Origin of the sequence: Sphingobium subterraneum, assembly GCF_014199435.1 — a bacterium.
Taxonomy (GTDB): Bacteria; Pseudomonadota; Alphaproteobacteria; order Sphingomonadales; family Sphingomonadaceae; genus Sphingobium; species Sphingobium subterraneum.
This window is the reverse complement of the sequence record NZ_JACIJP010000001.1, coordinates 1,005,920-1,022,643: the sequence shown is the minus strand read 5'-3', so window position 1 is coordinate 1,022,643 and position 16,724 is coordinate 1,005,920. Positions and strand designations below refer to the sequence as shown.

Here is a 16,724-nt window from a genome sequence, read left to right as displayed (position 1 = left end):
CACAGGGGCAATTTTCGTGTTTGGAACAGTCATTTATTCGGCGGATGAAACGTCGAGAGGGGTATCGGGGCATTGAAATCTCCTATCCAATGCCATGACTTAGCGAGGCGAAAGAAGCGGCTTTAGTGCCATCAGTGGTCTTCGAAGCCGTCGTGATCCCGCAATACCGTGAGGGCACCCTGATGATTAACGCCCGGCAGCTGCACCCATGGTTGGTAGTGCATGATAGCTTTCCGCAATATATGCGCCGCTGCACAGCTGAGCACAGGTTCGACAATGCGAAGGGCTTTTTCACGGCCACGGTAAAAACTCGGGGCCGTCCCCGCATCGATCACCTCCTCACCTTCGAAGCCGCAGTGATCCCGCAGGACCGTGAGGGGGAGACCATGATCGACGCCCGCCAGCTCTACGATTGGCTCCGTATCAAGGACCGTTTCCACCAGTGGATGCGACGTCGCGTTGCAGAGTATGGGTTCGAGGAAGGCCCCGACTTTTGCACGAGCGTGTGCAAAACTCGCGGTCGCCCCCGTACGGACTATCTCCTCACCCTCGACACCGCGAAGGAACTCGCGATGGTCGAACGCACAGAGCCGGGGGAGGGCGACCCGCCGGTACTTCATTGAGATGGAGAAGGCCGCGCGGGAGATGGCGGGGACGTTGATGGCCCAAGGGCAGTCCGCAGAAATCTGCGCCTTTCACATTAGTACTCACCCTCGGAGGAGGGAACATACTTAGGTGTACCTAAGGCACCCTCGCCACACCCGCTATCGGCCTTCCATCTCATTGCAGCTCGGTCGACCTCCCCGCCGGGGTTGAGGTCCCGTACCGGTGCGTCCCGCTTGCGCTCAGCGGGTCAGGCGGGACGTACCACCCTTTTTAGTTTCCTGCCTCGGCAGCGAAAGACCCCGCAGTGCGCCCGCTGGCCCTGCGGTTCCCTTCTGGCACCCGCCAGCATCTCAACGGAGCCCGCTGCTCCCTCATCGAAAGCATCTTATGACCGACACCCCCCACACCGACCCCGCCGCCGAACCAACAGCTGAGGAGCTGGCTGCCGCATCATATATTCGTCCTTTGGAGGAGTTGCCGTCCAACTGGACCGTGAAAGGCGACCCCAAGATTCTGACCCCTTCAATCTCAGCCCTTTCACCCGACGATCAAAAGGTCGTGATGGAGCGTGCGGGTAGCGCCGATCCGGAGGCTGTCCATGCGGCTCTCATCACAGTGCTGCGGGAAAAGAGCGTTGATGCCCGTCTCCTGTGCGGTGCAGGTGAAGGCACGACCGCACTAGAGCGCACCGCTTTGGAGCAGATGTCCAACCTGCGTCAGCTCGCCAAGGAAGCCGACCGGATCGACGCCGAGCTTGCCGACGTGGTCGAGCATCGCACCGAGTATGTTGATGGCAGGCCCGTTGCTGTTCCGGTCTATCGCTATAACCGCGACGCCCGCACGGCTCGCGAAGCCCGCCTTGATGAAATCCGCCACAACATGGTGCTGATCGCGGGCATCGAAGGCCAGAAAGACTTGGACGACGCGGCCCGCGCCGACGTGCGTCATGCCCGTAACGTCCGACAGCAGCTGGCCGAACGTGAAGAAGCAAAGGCCCTTGGCGAGAAGATACTGCGCGATGAGCGCATCAAGGCACAAGCCGAGACCTACGCCAAGCACCATCGCCAGACGATCAATTAAGGACGCGCTATGACCACTCCTGCAGATACCCCTGCTGAAACCGTCGTCGACCTTGGCGGTGGCTTTCTCCAGATCACGCGCATGGACGTCGAAGAGCGAGACGACCTGAGCGAGGCTGAGCCTGACGACCAATGATGCGAGGCACACGCTACAGCTCCCGCGAGGGCCGTTGGTATGGCGAGCGCCGCAACAACACCCCGCTGCCCGAGACCGTCCGTGACGAACGTGAGTTCCTGACAGACTTTGGCAATGGTGTTGTGCGTATCGACATTGGTGCACCCATCCATCGGCTCCCCGATGAACCCCAGCCGGTCGCGGTAAGCATGCCGCTTCCGCTCCGTCGCGCTGCTCCCGAGCTGCCCGCAGTTACCTCCGACATCCCTCCGGCGCATCATCGCAAGGTCCCCAAGGACCACCGCGAGTTCAAGCCGGGGATTGGCCGGGGCTGACCCTCTACCTCCTCCCCCTGTCTGCTTCTCCGGGGGGAGGAGGACCCTTTTCCTGAGAAGCACCCCAGAGAAGCAAAACTCATGTCTATTTCTGCCGCGCAAGCGGTGACCGCTCCCTCTCGCCCCATGGGCAGGCAGAGCGTCTGTGCGCCCTGTGGCGCAACCTATCACGCCCGTCGTTCCACCTCCCGCTATTGCTCGGCAGGCTGCCGCAAGCGGGCGAGCCGTGGCAATGATTGCTACGCCTTCAACCTTGGAGCACTACGCAACGCCCTGCACCTGTTGGGCTTCGCGGGTCCGATCCGGCAGGGCTCCAGCCAATGGGGTCTGACCGTGCCGCGTTCGCACGCGCTGGCCGAAGTCAATCGCCGCTGGCCACCGGCCCTGAGCGATGAGGATTTTGTCGCCTGTCTGAAAGCACTCGATATCGTTGGCTATGACGAGAGTGGCAGTGCCTGCATGGCCCGCAATACGACCGTCAAACAGGCTCGATCCAAACGCCGCTTAGCGTGACATGGGAGGACTTGGCTAGGCTGATACCCTACCCCCCGATTTTGTCACGCTAAGCACCCTTCAAACCCCCAGAAACCCGTGCGCCCTTCGGTCCCCTTTCGCTGACCTCAGGTTTGCGGAAAGTGTCCTGCGGGGCATCCTATGGAGCAACCCGCAATGACCGACTTCCAAACCTGCAAAGCCTGCAAGGAGACCAAGCCCGTCTCTGCCTTTGAGAGACTGGCCAGCGGCAGTCATCGTGGCTCCTGTATGGTCTGCCGCGCCGCTGCTGCGACAACGAGGGTGACCGCTGCTGCTCAAAAGCGTGATGCTCACGCCACCGTGGTAAGTGACGCACGGTACAGGCTTCGGCAGGAAATCAAGGATGACCTGTGGACCGCGCTGCACACCGGGCGATCCCGCAGGGCACCTTTGGTTATCCGCGAGAAGTCTGAGGGCAGCCATCGTATAAGATTGAGAGATGGAACCGGCTATATCTCCGTTGCCGAGCTGTCCTGCCGATGCCTGGAACGGGAAGCTCTGTTCCGGGCGACCAAGGCCTGCAAGTCACACGCGGATACACCTCGGTTTACTCGCGTACTGGAACAGGGAAACGCAGGCCTCGAACGCACGCGCACGATGCACGCTCTGGGACGACAGGCCGAGTCCACTCTGACATGTATCACAGAGGTAGAGCCAATCGAGCTTGACCCCTTTGCAGATGCCTTTGCGGACTGGTCCCCGGGATACACGACCGATCCAGCGTCGTCCCTTGCATACGCATGAGAGGGCCATGCTGCGCCGTTAGTTTTACTGCAAAAATCCGAGGTGGGATAACGCACAGCGCAACGTGGCCCTACCCCCCCATGGGGCATGTCGATCCTTCCGTTAGCCCGATAGTTGGGCTAATGGATGTTTAATATCAATGACTTAGTTCTAGTTACAGGCTAAGGGGGTGCTCCAAAAGAAAGGGGCACTCATGAACATCACCTATCGCACGACCGCTGATCTCGTCGCGGCTCACCCGACGCTGCACACGACTGCTATCCGTTTTAGGATCACACGGCTGCTCGAGGGCAACGCCGCCGCTATGAGAGAGGCCGGACCCTTGGCCAAACTCATCCCGCTATGGACGCGACTCCAAAATGAGGAGCTAAGAGCACTGCACGCGATCCGCAGGGCAGAGGACCGCCGTGTCTCTGTTCACCGCAGGGTGCTACGTTCGGCTCGACGTCGGGCGGCTGCCGCCTGTCCATTGCCTTTGGATTTGCACGCCTATGCCATGGCTCTAAAGGTCTAACCTGCGAGCTAGGCTCACAAGATATATTGACACGCTCATTGAGCCGGGTATATGAGCCGGGCAATCAGCACTCCTAACTTGTGAGCCTAGCACCATGTCCCATCGCATCGCCTATTACCGCGTATCGACCACCGACCAATCCATAGAGGCTCAACGGGCTGCCATGGGCGGGGGATTCGATCAGGAGTTCTCTGACGAGGGCGTGAGCGGGGGCGTGCTGGCTGCTCAGCGTCCCGGCTTCGCTGCCATGCTGGCAACCCTGCGCAGCGGAGACACGCTGCATGTCTATGCCGTCGACCGGCTGGGCCGCGATGCCATCGACGTGCAATCAACCGTTCGCGACATGCTCATCAAGGGCATCACCCTGCACGTCCACGGCATCGGGCCTATCGGGGAAGGCGTTGGGGAAATCATCATAGCCGTGCTGGCACAGATGGCCACCATGGAACGCCGCAGGATCGCCGAGCGTACCGCAGCGGGCCGTATAGCCGCCCGCAAGGCTCTTGCGGAAACCGGCAGGACACATCGGGGCAAGGAGAGCCTTGGGCGTCCCTATGCAGCTGATAAGGACACTGTGAGGGACTGGAGGAAAACTGAGGGCGCGAGCATCACCGTTACGGCCCGCCACTTCGGCCTGAGCCTTGCTACCGTGAAGCGGTATTGTGCGGTGGGGTAGCGAGTAGCCGGTTCGTGCTTAGTCCCGTGCTGCCCTGCTTTTTTGATTTTAATTTTCTTCCTGAAGTCCATCAGGTCGCTTGGGCAACGTCGGATGAGTAAGACCCGGGCAAATAGATGATGCGGGATGCACCTCGGTTGCCAAAGCCAAACAGACGCATTCCTGCGCGCTCTCCGAGGCATATCTCCGCAAATCTATATTGTATGTCACCGCTGCCGTATTGAACGTGCTGACCTCGCCATAGATGCGGGAATGCTCGTCCTCCGCTTTTCCCCATTCGTCCTGCTCAGTTCGTGTCATCATTCGGACACCTGGTTGGCCCGCAACTTTCCTGCCAGGCGGTTCGGGACTTTTAGGGTACGGTTTCTGCTTAAGCAGATCAGGAGCAAACGATTTCAACGGTCCGCAAGTGAATGTGGCCGAATGTCTTAACTGATCGAAATACGGGATCAGGTCATTTTCGTCGCGGCCTGCCGCGCTAGTGGTTATCAATGTATACGCCGCTTGACCCAATAGAGATTGGGACTCGTCAGACATCAGATGAAAAATTAGCCTCAAGCTTACATCCTGGAGTACGCGGCGGCGGCTGAGCAGATCAAGTTGCCCTGCCTGTAAAGACGACCGTTTATCTAAGTCGGAAAGTCTTTGCTGGGATGCACCTAGCTGTGCCTGAACATCTCCTAACCTGTCCTTGGCTTGCTCGAGACGAGCTTGGGTAGCTGCAAAAGAACCTGCTAGTTCATCTGCCGAGAATTGGAGGCGGCTAAGGGATTCCGCACGCCTTTCGGCAAGAAGTTGCGCCCTTTCGCTCCGGGACGACAATGCGTTAAGTTCGGTATTTCGTCGACCAATTTCAGAGCGCAGATAATCTTCCAGCCCAGAAATTCTTGCGGTGGTCCAAAACGACACAACGCCTACCAACAACGCTCCTACTGCCGCGATTACGTTCAACCACTCGCGAACAGCCTGACCATTGACTCTTTTCTTCTTCCGCAAACAGGCCTCCGACGAGAATATGCGATATCATACTAGTGGGACTTTACGAGTCTCAGCGCGGCTGCAGCGTATCACGCTGATTTAACGGTGCCAGCCATTCTATTAGGCACCCAAAACGGGCACACAAAGCTGGCACACACGAGAGTGTGAAATCTCTCTAACACACTGAAAACTAACGAAAATTAGGAAATGGTCGGGGAGACAGGATTCGAACCTGCGACATCCTGCTCCCAAAGCAGGCGCGCTACCAGACTGCGCTACTCCCCGACGTAGAAGACCATTCCGCTGGTGCCGGAATGGCTGGTGGGCCCGGCAGGACTCGAACCCGCGACCTAGCCGTTATGAGCGGCCAGCTCTAACCAACTGAGCTACAGGCCCCACCGGACTGCGCGGATAGCGCACGGACGCCATGCTTGGCAAGCAACTTGCGTCGGGGAGCGCATCTATCCGCGCGAAGCCGCCGAAAGAACATCGTGCAGACCGGCGGGCGTGACGCCGCGCACAGCGAGGTGATCGAGAACGCCATCCCACCAGCGATAAAAATCAATAAGTTGCGATTCATTTTTTACATAAAGTCCACAACCCGGCTCCAGCGTCGGCGAATGGAAACTGAACATCAGCAACCGGGCGTCCTCGGCGATCAGCGCGTCGATGGCGCGAAGGGCGGCGCTCAGGGGGACGTCTTCCGGGGTAAGAGGGATACGTTCCAGCAGCCGGAGACGGGACAGGGCGCCAGCCGCCAGTCCCTTCCGCTCGAGCAGGGGGGTCAGCCGATCGCCGATGGGCGCGAGCGGGCCGCAATGGGCGGTGGATAATGGCAGTTCGAGAAGGGCACGTTCCGGCCCGGCCCGCCAGGGTCGGATCGGCATGGCGGAAAAATCCGGCCCGTGCTGGGCCCTGTAATCGAAACGGCTGCGCACCGATGTGTCGACGCGGAAGCCCAGATCGTGGAGAATGCGTCCGCTGTTGGGGCCTATGCCATAACGACCCGCGCGATAGGCGATCGGCGCGACGCCGGTTACTTCCGCGATCCTGTCGCGCAGCAGGGTCAGCTTCTGCCGCTCCCATTCTTCCGGCAGCGACCCTGCGAAGCTGTTCGCAGCGTTGACGGCTTCGAGATCGGGCGGATTGACCCACGGATGAAGATGCGCACCCACATCCGCCACGCCGTCGGCGACCCACTGCGCCATCATCGCGCCAGCCTGAGGATGATCGGCCACCGGCCAGTCCGTCACCCACAGCGGTCGTACGCCCGCCTGCGTGAAATAGGCCTGCCCACGGGCCATCCCGCCCAGCGCGGTGACGCTGCGGTTGGCGCGCGAGAAAGGGGCGAGCCAGTCAAACTCCTCTTCGGTATCCACCACTAGCAGGAAGCGCCTGCCAAAATCGGGAGCGAGCTGCGCGAAATCATCCCGGTCAGGGCGAGCCAGCAAGCTGTCCCTGTCGGGCGATCGGGCAAGATCCGGCGGGCGTGTCATGCCCCGGCCTTAACGCCCAAAGGTTGCGATTGCGTTTTCCGTCAGCGTGAATTCAATGACTTCCCGCTTCATCCTCGGCGTGCGCGAACGCGACCGGCAAGGCGAGCAGGATACGGTTTCCCTCCACATGGAGCGACCCGCCATGGGCATGGGCGAGCGAGCGCACCAGCCGGAGTGAAAAGCCCAGGCCGAGCAAGGGCGCATCCGGCCAACTGCCGTCGGCGCCATAGCCGGGGTCCATAATCTGTGCTTCGTCCGCATCGGCCAGGCGGGACGGGCGATCAAAGGCGAGCAGCACCTGGCCGCCATCGCCATCGGGCTGGAACCAAGTGGACCCCTGCAGCATCTCTCCGTGCCGCAACACGGAAATCAGGGTGCGGAGAAGATGCTGGATCATCCGCTCTCCCTGCACCGGATCGACCAGCACATGCGGCAGACCCACGGCCGCCGTGACCTTTACGGATGGATGCCGATCCGTCCCGCTCCACTGATCGAACAGGCCACAGGCGCTGTCGATCAACGCTTCCAGATCCACCGCGCGGGCAGCCTTGGCGGCTTGACGCTCATGACCGGGTGACACGCTGCGGGCAGCGAGATCCAGATCGTCGAACGCCGTCAGCAGCCGCCGGGCGTCGCCCAGAATATTGCCGGCCATTTCCCGGTAATGGACGTCGGCGGGTCCGAACAATTGCTGTTCGATAATCTCGGCAAAGCCCAGGATCGCGTTAAGGGGCGTCCGCAGCTCATGGATAAGCTGCCGCATCGAATCGAGCGAGATCGCCTCGCGTCGCTCCTGCTCCGCGCGCGGAGCATGGGGCACTTCGTGCAGATGAGGGCGGCGAGCCTGCCCACGATAGCCCTGGAAGCGTCCCGACGCCGGATCGAAAAACGGGATGGCCGACAACCGCCATTCGCCTTCATAAGGACCGTCGCTGATCCATAAGCGACCGTGCTGGAAGCTGCTGCGACGGATAAATGCGCCGACAATGTGCCCGTCCGCTCCGGTCATTCCGGGCAGCGCGGTTTCGCCAAGCATCAGGCCGATGAGGGCGGCGCGCGACCCGCCATCCACCCATACGATCGCGCCGGCGGAGTCGGTTTCGAACGCGAAGTGTCGTGCCGTGGCGAGGTCCGCATCCTCGTGCGGGACGGGCGTGGGTGGCGTGGGGCTCGGACGCGCACGACCGAGGCTGGTGAAGCGCTCGATCCGGTCGACGAGCTGGCGGATCTGACTTGCGGATTCGGCTTCATCGGCAGCGGTCGGGGCTTCCGCCGGGGCCACCGCCATCGCAGGCGTCAGGTCCATCACGGAGGCAGCTTCGCCCGCCGTGCCAGCCAGAACGAGATCGGTCGCGCCAAACGCTTCAAGCGCGCGGCGGGTCAGGTCGCCGACGTCCCGCCGCCCGCGAAGAACCCCGCGTGCCGTCGGCCCGAGCCGGGGCAGGAGGGCTGGCCAAAGCGGATCGGGCAGGTTCGCGCGGGACATTGCAGCCGCGCACACAGCGGGGCGATCATGCGCGAACAGTTCTATCAGTGCGGGAGAGCGCAGCCGGCTGCCCAGCTCTACGACGCTTGAAATACGCTGCGTCTCGGTGATTTGCGTGCGCAGGCCGGTGAGCCGCTGGATCAGCACCGCACGATCCGACTGCGCGAGCTGCGGGTTATCGGCGCTGTCATATTGCGCAAGCATATCAACGCATTGACGCCACTGCGTCACTGCGCCAAGGCCGGTGCGTTCCGGCGCCGCAAGCACGGTCTGTAACAGGTCGTTAAAACGCACAATGGTCCCCTAGCGGCACAACAGCCTCGTCCGGTTCGTGTACGGGTTTCGGCACGAAAGCGAAAGGGGTTGAACATCCCTAACGAACGAGCGTTGCATTGTGGGACGGTTGAACAGTGTGAAATTTTATTATAGATTTGCTTCGAAGTTCGTAAGGATATTATTTGAATGGCACGTCTCACAGTGGACGAAATTGACTGGGCGATTTTGGCCGAACTTCAGGCCAATGGACGCATCACCAATATCGAATTGGCGGGCAAGGTCGGCCTGACGGCGCCCCCGTGCCTACGGCGGGTTCGGGCTTTGGAAGAGGCAGGTCTGATCGAGGCCTATCATGCATCGATCAATGGCCCTGCGCTCGGTTTCACCATTACCGTATTTGCGATGGTCAGCCTGAAGAGCCAGGCAGAGGCCGATCTCTCGGCGTTTGAGTCTTATGTCGCCACGCTTCCCGAAGTGCGGGAGTGCCATATGCTGAATGGAGAAATTGACTTTATTCTCAAAGTGATGGCGCGTGATCTTCAGAGTTTTCAGCAATTTCTTACCACGAAGCTGACGCCGACGCCGAACGTCGCCAGCGTCAAAACGTCCCTGATCATCCGCACGGCGAAAAACGAACCGGGCATCCCGATGGAGGCGCGCCTGCCCGAGCGGGCATGACCAGGACTCAGCGTTTGGCGGGAACCTGGTTGACGACCCAGGCATTCCAATAGGCAGCAACATCGGCCCACGGCCCTTTGGCCTGCGCGAACGCCGCTTGGGCTCCCTGCAGGTCGCCCGAGCGGGCCAATGCGATCCCGAGGCGCGTGTTCACCCGGCTGGCGTCAACGCCGCCCTTGGTCAAAGCCGCGCGATAAAAGGGTACGGCTTCCGCATATTGGGCGTTGGCGAGGAGCGCGTCCCCGCTGTCTGCCGCCGCCTGACCGCCTGTCGCGAGGGCGGATCGCCCCGGGAGCGTCTTGAGCGCCGCCAGGTTTTTCACCGCCTTGGGGGCAAGACTGGCGAGCAGCGGTTTGGTCACAGGATCAACGGCGGATAGTTCGCCATTGCTGCGTCCCGCCTCGATAACCGTCTTGGCTTCGGCGGAATAGCCTTGCCCGGCGGCAAGGGTCGCATAATTCTGCACATCGCGCTCGCTGGCAAGCGCTCCCGTAGCCGCCTGCAGACGGATGAGGTCAAGCTGCGCTTCCTTGTCCGGTGCCGCCCCGAAAATATAGCTGGACGTCGCCGTCCGCCAGTCGCCGGGCGTCGGCTTCTCGGTCAGCCTGCCGGCATAAAATCGCGCGAGCTGGGGCCAGTTCTTGCGGTTGAAAGCAAGCGATGCCCCGCGATCATACCAGGTAACCGGGACGGCTTGTCCGGCGGCGCGCTGTTTGTCGATCGTTTCCTGCAGGAGGCTAATGGCATCGTCCGGCCGCTTGCGGCGCAGATAAGCGTCAACGAGCAGCAGGGACACATGCGGATCGGTCTGGCCCAAAGCGCGCGCACGCTGCAACTGGTCGATCCCCTCGTCACTCGCTCCGGCCTGCAATGCGGCGTAGCCTGCCAGATACCGCAGATAGCCTTCCTGCCCTGCGGGCATGGCGCCGCTGCCCAGCATGTCGGCTAACGCCTTTCGCTGGCTCGCGGTGTCGTTGCTACGGACGGCCAGGTCCATCCGGAGCGAGGCTGCCAGATAGGTTTCCAGCGCGGACGCAGGCGCCAGACCGGATATCGCCGTGCGCGCACCGGCAAGATCGTTGGCGGCCAGGCTCGTATGCGCTGCCGCAGCTGCCGTCCGGAACGCTGCCGAGGCGGACGCCGCAGACGACGCGGCCTCCTTGGGCTTGGCGTGCGCTCCCTGGGAGGACAGCGTGGCAAGCCCGAGGGCGGCGGTTACAATGAAGGCAGAAGGAAGCCTGCGGTTGATACCCCGGTTACGCTTCATCCTGCCCTCATCCTTGTCATTGTAAGAAAACCGCGGTTTCGATCAGGCCGCAGGCTTCTGGTCCAGCCACATCACCCAGTAACGGGCGATGTCGCCACGCGTTCCACCGGTGACCTTGGCAAAATTTTCCTTGGCGCCAGCGGTGTCACCCGAAAGAGCAAGTGCGATGGCGAGGCGGGTGGTGACCTCGGGAACATCGACCGACCCCTTCTGCAGACCAACGCGATACAGCGCAGCCGCCTTCGCATAGTCCCCATAGCCCAGATAGGCATCGGCAGTGTTGACCGCGACTTTGCCGGTGGCGGCCTTGCTGGCGTCAGCCTCGCTGGCGGGGAGAGAAGCCTTGTCCTTGGCGATGCCCGTATCGGCCATCTGATAGAGTTCGGTCAGGCGATTGGGCGCAACCTTGCCCGAAGCGCGTCCGGCATCAATCGTCGATTTCACTTCGCCCAGCAGACCCGCTTTCTGCGCGAGATCGGCATATTCGCCATAGTCATATTCGGCGAGCAACCCCTTGGTCTGTTTCAGCAGGCGCAGGACATCCAGGTTTTCGCCGCGTGTCATCTGACGGTTGGCGTCCTGGTAGGAGCGCAGCATCGAACGCCAGTTGTTGGGCGAAGGATCGGCTGCAGTGTTCCACTCGCCCCACTGACGGGAGTCGGGCGAACCGCTGGCATAGGCCATGGAGAAACCCCGGTTGTACCAGCTCGCGGGAATGGCGGTCCCAGCGGCCTTCTCGATCTCGATCGCGCGCTTCAGCAATGGCAGGCCAGCTGCGGCAAAGGGCTTGCCCGCCGGGCTGATCTGGTTGTTGGACGAGAGCGAGACGGCCTTCTGGAAATTGGCTTCCGCGCCCAGCAGCCACGGCGCGCTGCCCGGATAACCGCCATCGGCCGCGGTTTTGAAATGCGCGATAGCCGCATCATAATCCTTCGCCTTCATCGCGAAATCGCCAGCGAAAAATTCGTACTTCGGCAGTTCCGCGGCCGGTGCGCCGCCGCTGGCGATCATGCCCTCAATCGACGTGCGCTGCACGGCGGCGTCACTGGTCGCAAGACCAAGGTTCAGCCGGATGCTGTGAACGAAATATTTGTCGGCTGGTGTCTTGGCAACCGCATCGGCCTGGTCCAGCGCGGTCTTGGCGGCCTCGAAATTCTTCGCTTTCAAGGCTTCCTGCGCCGCTACGAGCGGCTTCGTGACTTCCGCGCTCAGCTTGGGCGCGGGAGGAGCCTTTTCCTTCGCAACGGCAACCGTAGGCGCGCTCATGGAAACGCTGGCGAGTCCCAGCATCAAACCTAACGCAACAGGCGAAACAAAACGCATATGCAGTCTCCTAAGCGACCAAAGCGGCCGGGGGAATGTGAATGTCACGACGCTTCACTTGGAACGATGAACTAAGGTTCCTCGCGTGAACGAGCGTTGAACGCGCGGTATAGGGGGAGATGTTCCGCTTGTCATGGCTGTATCTGCAGCAAAAGCATGACAGGGGGCAAGGAACAAGGCACGACGCCATACGGTATGTTTGACACGCGCCGGCTGGAGCACGATTTGCGGCCGGGCGTGAGAGCAGGGAGCGTCAGCGTGAAGGATATAGCCGTCGTTATCGGAGCAACCGGCGGGATCGGGGCGGCCCTTGCGGATGCGCTTGAGGAAGAGGGCGCTTTTGCCAACGTCCACCGCTTCGGGCGCCACGGCGACCTCCACAGTCTCGATTTGACCGAGGAAGCGACGATTGCCGCGGCTGCCGCGTCGCTGCCGGATGACCAAAAATTGTCGCTGGTCATCGTCGCCACCGGCATGCTTCATGATAGGGATCGTCGGCCAGAAAAGACCATGGCGGCGCTGGATGCGCAGTGGATGGTGGACAATTACCGCCTCAACTGCGTCGGTCCCGCGCTGGTCGCCAAACATTTCCTGCCGCGTATGCCGAGAGACAGCCGGGCCGTCTTCGCGGTGCTGGGCGCGCGGGTCGGGAGCATCGCCGACAATCGTGCAGGCGGATGGTACAGCTATCGGGCGAGCAAGGCCGCGCTTGTCATGACGGTCCGCAACCTTGCGATCGAACATGCGCGGACGCACAAGCGGGGGATTGTTGTCGCGCTTCATCCGGGGACGGTGGATACGCGCCTGTCTGAGCCATTTCAGGGCAATGTCGCGCCGGGGAGCCTGTTCACGCCAGACCGCGCTGCGATGCAATTGCTGGACGTGATTGACGGCCTTAATGTGGGGCAAAGCGGCAAGCATATCGCCTGGGATGGCACGGAGATATCGGGGTGACGGCAACCGGTTTGCCCGATGCGGCGATCGATCGATTCGAGCGGGCGCTGGCTTGGCTGAGCGCACTTCTGCTGGTGGTGGTTTTAGTGGCGCTTGGCCGGGGATGGGCGCATTGGGGCGAGGTGTCGCCGATGATCTGGCTTCATCTGGGCGCGGTCCTGCTGGCCCTGGGGCTGACGCCGGTGTTGATGCTCAACCCGCGCGGCACGCGACGGCACCGGCAATTGGGCTGGGTGTGGTGTATCGCGATGTTTTTGACCGCGGCCGCGAGCCTCTTCGTTCAGGCGATACGCCCCGGCCACTGGAGCCCGATCCATCTTCTGTCGCTGTATACGATCGCGGCAGTCCCGATGATCATCCTGCTCGCGCGTCGCCACAGCGTCGCACAACACCGCCGGAAGGTGCGGGGTATGATCGTGGGGGCGCTGTTGATCGCGGGCTTTTTCACCTTTCCCTTTGGCCGCATGCTCGGCCGCTGGCTGCTCGGCTAGCCCCTCGCGCGTGCGCGTGCGTACGCGCGAGGGGTGACATTGCCCCGTTAAGGGGCTAGGACAGATCAGACATCTTCCATCAACGATAATTCGAAAAGAGAATCGCATTGACCGACGAGACCGCGCTCGCCGACCCTTCGGACATCAGCCCCATCAATATCGTCGACGAGATGAAGTCGAGCTATCTCGACTATGCCATGTCCGTCATCGTAAGCCGCGCTCTTCCCGATGTCCGCGACGGTCTCAAGCCGGTCCACCGCCGTATCCTTTTCGGCGCGCATGAGCAGGGTTTCGTTTACAACAAGCAGTATCGCAAGTCGGCGCGCATCGTCGGCGACGTCATGGGTAAATATCACCCGCATGGCGACAGCTCGATCTACGACGCGCTCGCCCGCATGACGCAGGACTGGTCGATGAGCGTGCCGCTGATCGACGGGCAGGGCAACTTCGGATCGATGGACCCGGACAGCCCGGCGGCCATGCGTTATACCGAGGCGCGGCTGGCCAAGGTCGCCAATGCGTTGCTCGATGACCTCGACAAGGACACCGTCGATTTCACCCCGAATTATGACGCGTCGGAAAGCGAGCCGCAGGTTTTGCCCGCGCGTTTTCCGAATCTGCTTGTCAATGGCGCGGGGGGCATCGCGGTCGGCATGGCGACCAACATTCCGCCGCACAATCTGGGCGAGGTGCTGCGTGCCTGCATCGCCTATATCGAAAATCCGCTTATCACTGTGGATGAACTGATCGAGATCGTTCCCGGCCCGGACTTCCCGACTGCGCCGCTGATCCTCGGGCAGTCGGGCGCGCGCAGCGCCTATCACACGGGGCGTGGGTCGATCATCATGCGGTCCCGGCACGAGGTGGAGGAAGGCCGCGGGGATCGCCGTTCGATCGTCCTCACCGCCATTCCCTATCAGACCGGCAAGAACGGGCTGGTCGAAAAAATCGCCGAGGCAGCCAAGGACAAGCGTATCGAGGGCGTCAGCGATATTCGCGACGAATCGAGCCGCGAAGGCGTGCGCATCGTCATTGACCTGAAGCGCGACGCAACGCCGGAGGTGGTGCTCAATCAATTGTGGCGGCACACGCCTGCGCAGTCGAGCTTCCCGGCCAATATGCTCGCCATTCGCGGCGGGCGGCCCGAGCTGCTCGGCCTCAAGGATATCATCGAGGCCTTCGTCAGGTTTCGTGAGGAGGTCATCACCCGCCGTACCAAGTTCGAGCTGAACAAGGCGCGCGAGCGGGCGCACCTGTTGCTGGGCCTGGTCATTGCGGTTACCAATCTGGATGAAGTCGTGAAGATCATCCGCGGATCATCCAGCCCCGCGGATGCGCGCGAGAAGCTGCTGGCGCGGGACTGGCCGGTGGCGGAAATCGCGCCCTACATCCGTCTGGTCGAGGCGATCGAGACGGAGATCGAGGGCGAAACCTACCGCATGTCGGAGCTTCAGGTCCGGGCCATCCTCGATTTGCGTCTGCACCGCCTCACGGCCCTGGGCCGCGACGAGATCGGCAACGAGCTGGAAGGGCTGGCCTCCGCCATTGCCGGGTATCTCGACATATTGGCCGACCGGGTAAAGCTCTACGCCGTGATGCGCGAGGAGTTCGAAGCGATCGAGGCGGAGTTCGCCAAGCCGCGCCGCTGCACCATCGCGCCTGCTGCCGACGGCATCGACGACGAAGACCTGATCGAGCGCGAGGACATGGTCGTCACCGTGACGATGCAGGGCTATATCAAGCGCACGCCGCTCGACAGCTTCCGCGCGCAGGGGCGCGGCGGCAAGGGCCGCGCAGGCATGGCGACGAAGGATGAAGACGCCATCACCGAAATGTTCGTGACGAGCACGCACACGCCGGTGCTGTTCTTCTCGACCCACGGCAAGGTCTATCGCCTGAAAGTCTGGCGCCTGCCCGAAGGTGGCCCGGCGACGCGCGGGCGTCCGATGGTCAACCTGCTGCCGCTCGCCGTGGGCGAGACGATCCAGACAGTCCTGCCGTTGCCCGAGGACGAGGAGAGCTGGAAGGACCTGCATGTCATGTTCGCGACAGCCAACGGAACGGTCCGCCGCAACTCGATGGATGCGTTCGCCAACATCCCCGGCAATGGCAAAATCGCCATGCGCTTCGATGAGGGCAGCGACGATTGCCTGATCGGCGTGCGCCTGCTGACCGAGGACGACGACGTGCTGCTCGCCACGCGACAGGGCAAGGCGATCCGCTTCGCTGCGACCGATGTGCGCGAATTTCAGAGCCGCACGTCGACCGGCGTGCGCGGCATGACCCTGCGCGAAGATGACGAGGTGATCTCGCTCTCGATCCTGCACCGCGTCGGCACGAACCAGGAAGAGCGCGAAGACTATCTGCGTTACGCCCCGTGGAAGCCGGAGAAGGAGGGCGTTCCCGCTACTTCCGCTGAGCGCCTCGCCGAACTCTCCGAGCGAGAGCAGTTCATCCTCACGGTCTGCGCCAACGGCTATGGCAAGCTGTCCTCGGCCTATGAATATCGCCGCACGAACCGGGGTGGGCAGGGGATCAGCAATATCGACAATATCGCCCGCAACGGCCCGGTAGTTGCGAGCTTTGCCGCCGCGAAGGACGACCATTTGATGCTCGTGACGGATCAGGCCAAGCTGATCCGCATGGGCCTCTCCGACATGCGCGTCATCGGGCGCAACTCGGCAGGTGTGCGCCTGTTCAACGTGGCTGATGAAGAGCATGTTGTCTCCGCCGCGCGGATCGAGGATGCCAGCGACGATGAGCAGGCGGACGACAGCGGCTCTCCGGTGGAAGACGCGCCTGCCGCCGATCCGTCCGGCGAATGAGCGAACTGTTCGCGTTCAAGATCCTGACCCGCGTGCAGTGGGAGCAGTTTCGCGCGGACGGCGCCTTCGCGGGCGCTCCGGTGGATGTGGCGGACGGTTATATCCACCTTTCCGCGCGGGATCAGGTGGCAGGCACGCTGGCGAAGCATTTCGCGGGGCAGGATGACCTCATCCTCGCCATGGTCGACCTGTCGGCACTGGGGGCCAGCGTGAAGTGGGAAGAGTCGCGCGGCGGCGCATTGTTTCCGCATGTGTATGGTGATCTGCCGATGGCGGCCGTGACGACAAAGGCGAAAATTCGCCTGGGCGAGGACGGTGCGCATATCCTTCCCGCCGGGTTTTAGCGG

The 16,724-nt window shown here is 62.0% G+C and carries 16 protein-coding genes and 2 tRNA genes; 11 read left to right on the top strand and 7 right to left on the bottom strand.

The genetic code is table 11. The features are described from left to right. Positions 1 to 125 precede the first annotated feature (125 nt). From FHS92_RS04950 to FHS92_RS04930, 6 genes are all read left to right on the top strand, one after another. On the top strand, positions 126 to 623 hold the full coding sequence (locus tag FHS92_RS04950; RefSeq protein ID WP_184077996.1) for an antA/AntB antirepressor family protein: 498 nt from the start codon (positions 126 to 128) through the stop codon (positions 621 to 623). Between the two features lie 370 nt (positions 624 to 993). Further along, positions 994 to 1,686 (top strand): hypothetical protein, encoded by a 693-nt coding sequence (locus FHS92_RS04945; RefSeq protein ID WP_184077994.1) that lies wholly within the window; start codon positions 994 to 996, stop codon positions 1,684 to 1,686. Positions 1,687 to 1,695: 9 nt separating this feature from the next. Next, positions 1,696 to 1,821: a hypothetical protein gene (locus FHS92_RS18525; RefSeq protein ID WP_281377747.1), complete on the top strand. Its 126-nt coding sequence runs from the start codon at positions 1,696 to 1,698 to the stop codon at positions 1,819 to 1,821. Beyond that, positions 1,818 to 2,135 carry a hypothetical protein gene (locus tag FHS92_RS04940; protein WP_184077992.1) on the top strand — a complete coding sequence of 106 codons (318 nt, stop codon included), beginning with the start codon at positions 1,818 to 1,820 and terminating at the stop codon, positions 2,133 to 2,135. Before FHS92_RS18525 ends, FHS92_RS04940 begins: the two co-directional genes overlap by 4 nt. Before the next feature lie 81 nt (positions 2,136 to 2,216). Then, positions 2,217 to 2,648 carry a hypothetical protein gene (locus tag FHS92_RS04935; RefSeq protein ID WP_184077990.1) on the top strand — a complete coding sequence of 144 codons (432 nt, stop codon included), beginning with the start codon at positions 2,217 to 2,219 and terminating at the stop codon, positions 2,646 to 2,648. 1,373 nt (positions 2,649 to 4,021) lie between these two features. After that, positions 4,022 to 4,603, top strand: a complete 582-nt coding sequence (locus tag FHS92_RS04930; RefSeq protein ID WP_184077988.1) for a recombinase family protein — start codon at positions 4,022 to 4,024, stop codon at positions 4,601 to 4,603. 48 nt (positions 4,604 to 4,651) lie between these two features. Here FHS92_RS04930 and FHS92_RS04925 read toward each other — a convergent pair whose 3' ends face one another. From FHS92_RS04925 to FHS92_RS04905, 5 genes are all read right to left on the bottom strand, one after another. Beyond that, on the bottom strand, positions 4,652 to 5,599 hold the full coding sequence (locus FHS92_RS04925; RefSeq protein WP_184077986.1) for a hypothetical protein: 948 nt from the start codon (positions 5,597 to 5,599) through the stop codon (positions 4,652 to 4,654). A 190-nt stretch (positions 5,600 to 5,789) separates the two neighbouring features. Beyond that, positions 5,790 to 5,866: transfer RNA gene (locus tag FHS92_RS04920), tRNA-Pro, on the bottom strand. A 34-nt stretch (positions 5,867 to 5,900) separates the two neighbouring features. Beyond that, positions 5,901 to 5,977 (bottom strand) — tRNA-Ile (locus FHS92_RS04915). A 65-nt stretch (positions 5,978 to 6,042) separates the two neighbouring features. Further along, positions 6,043 to 7,077, bottom strand: coding sequence for a polysaccharide deacetylase family protein (locus FHS92_RS04910; RefSeq protein ID WP_184077984.1), 1,035 nt, complete (start codon positions 7,075 to 7,077; stop codon positions 6,043 to 6,045). A 52-nt stretch (positions 7,078 to 7,129) separates the two neighbouring features. Further along, positions 7,130 to 8,857 (bottom strand): histidine kinase dimerization/phospho-acceptor domain-containing protein, encoded by a 1,728-nt coding sequence (locus FHS92_RS04905; protein ID WP_184077982.1) that lies wholly within the window; start codon positions 8,855 to 8,857, stop codon positions 7,130 to 7,132. 168 nt (positions 8,858 to 9,025) lie between these two features. On the opposite strand from FHS92_RS04905, the gene FHS92_RS04900 reads away from it, so the two are divergent. After that, positions 9,026 to 9,517: an Lrp/AsnC family transcriptional regulator gene (locus FHS92_RS04900; protein WP_184077980.1), complete on the top strand. Its 492-nt coding sequence runs from the start codon at positions 9,026 to 9,028 to the stop codon at positions 9,515 to 9,517. A gap of 7 nt (positions 9,518 to 9,524) precedes the next feature. Here FHS92_RS04900 and FHS92_RS04895 read toward each other — a convergent pair whose 3' ends face one another. Both FHS92_RS04895 and FHS92_RS04890 read right to left on the bottom strand, forming a co-directional pair. Continuing rightward, a complete protein-coding gene (locus FHS92_RS04895) occupies positions 9,525 to 10,784 on the bottom strand; it encodes a tetratricopeptide repeat protein (protein WP_184077978.1) in 1,260 nt (419 codons plus the stop codon). Positions 10,785 to 10,826: 42 nt separating this feature from the next. After that, positions 10,827 to 12,107: a hypothetical protein gene (locus FHS92_RS04890; RefSeq protein ID WP_184077976.1), complete on the bottom strand. Its 1,281-nt coding sequence runs from the start codon at positions 12,105 to 12,107 to the stop codon at positions 10,827 to 10,829. 258 nt (positions 12,108 to 12,365) lie between these two features. On the opposite strand from FHS92_RS04890, the gene FHS92_RS04885 reads away from it, so the two are divergent. From FHS92_RS04885 to FHS92_RS04870, 4 genes are all read left to right on the top strand, one after another. Then, positions 12,366 to 13,061: an SDR family NAD(P)-dependent oxidoreductase gene (locus FHS92_RS04885; protein WP_343056656.1), complete on the top strand. Its 696-nt coding sequence runs from the start codon at positions 12,366 to 12,368 to the stop codon at positions 13,059 to 13,061. Next, positions 13,058 to 13,552, top strand: a complete 495-nt coding sequence (locus tag FHS92_RS04880; RefSeq protein ID WP_343056655.1) for a DUF2306 domain-containing protein — start codon at positions 13,058 to 13,060, stop codon at positions 13,550 to 13,552. The genes FHS92_RS04885 and FHS92_RS04880 overlap by 4 nt, the downstream gene beginning before the upstream one ends. Before the next feature lie 107 nt (positions 13,553 to 13,659). Beyond that, on the top strand, positions 13,660 to 16,377 hold the full coding sequence (gyrA, locus tag FHS92_RS04875; protein ID WP_184077972.1) for a DNA gyrase subunit A: 2,718 nt from the start codon (positions 13,660 to 13,662) through the stop codon (positions 16,375 to 16,377). Further along, positions 16,374 to 16,721: a DUF952 domain-containing protein gene (locus FHS92_RS04870; protein WP_184077970.1), complete on the top strand. Its 348-nt coding sequence runs from the start codon at positions 16,374 to 16,376 to the stop codon at positions 16,719 to 16,721. Before gyrA ends, FHS92_RS04870 begins: the two co-directional genes overlap by 4 nt. Positions 16,722 to 16,724 lie beyond the last annotated feature (3 nt).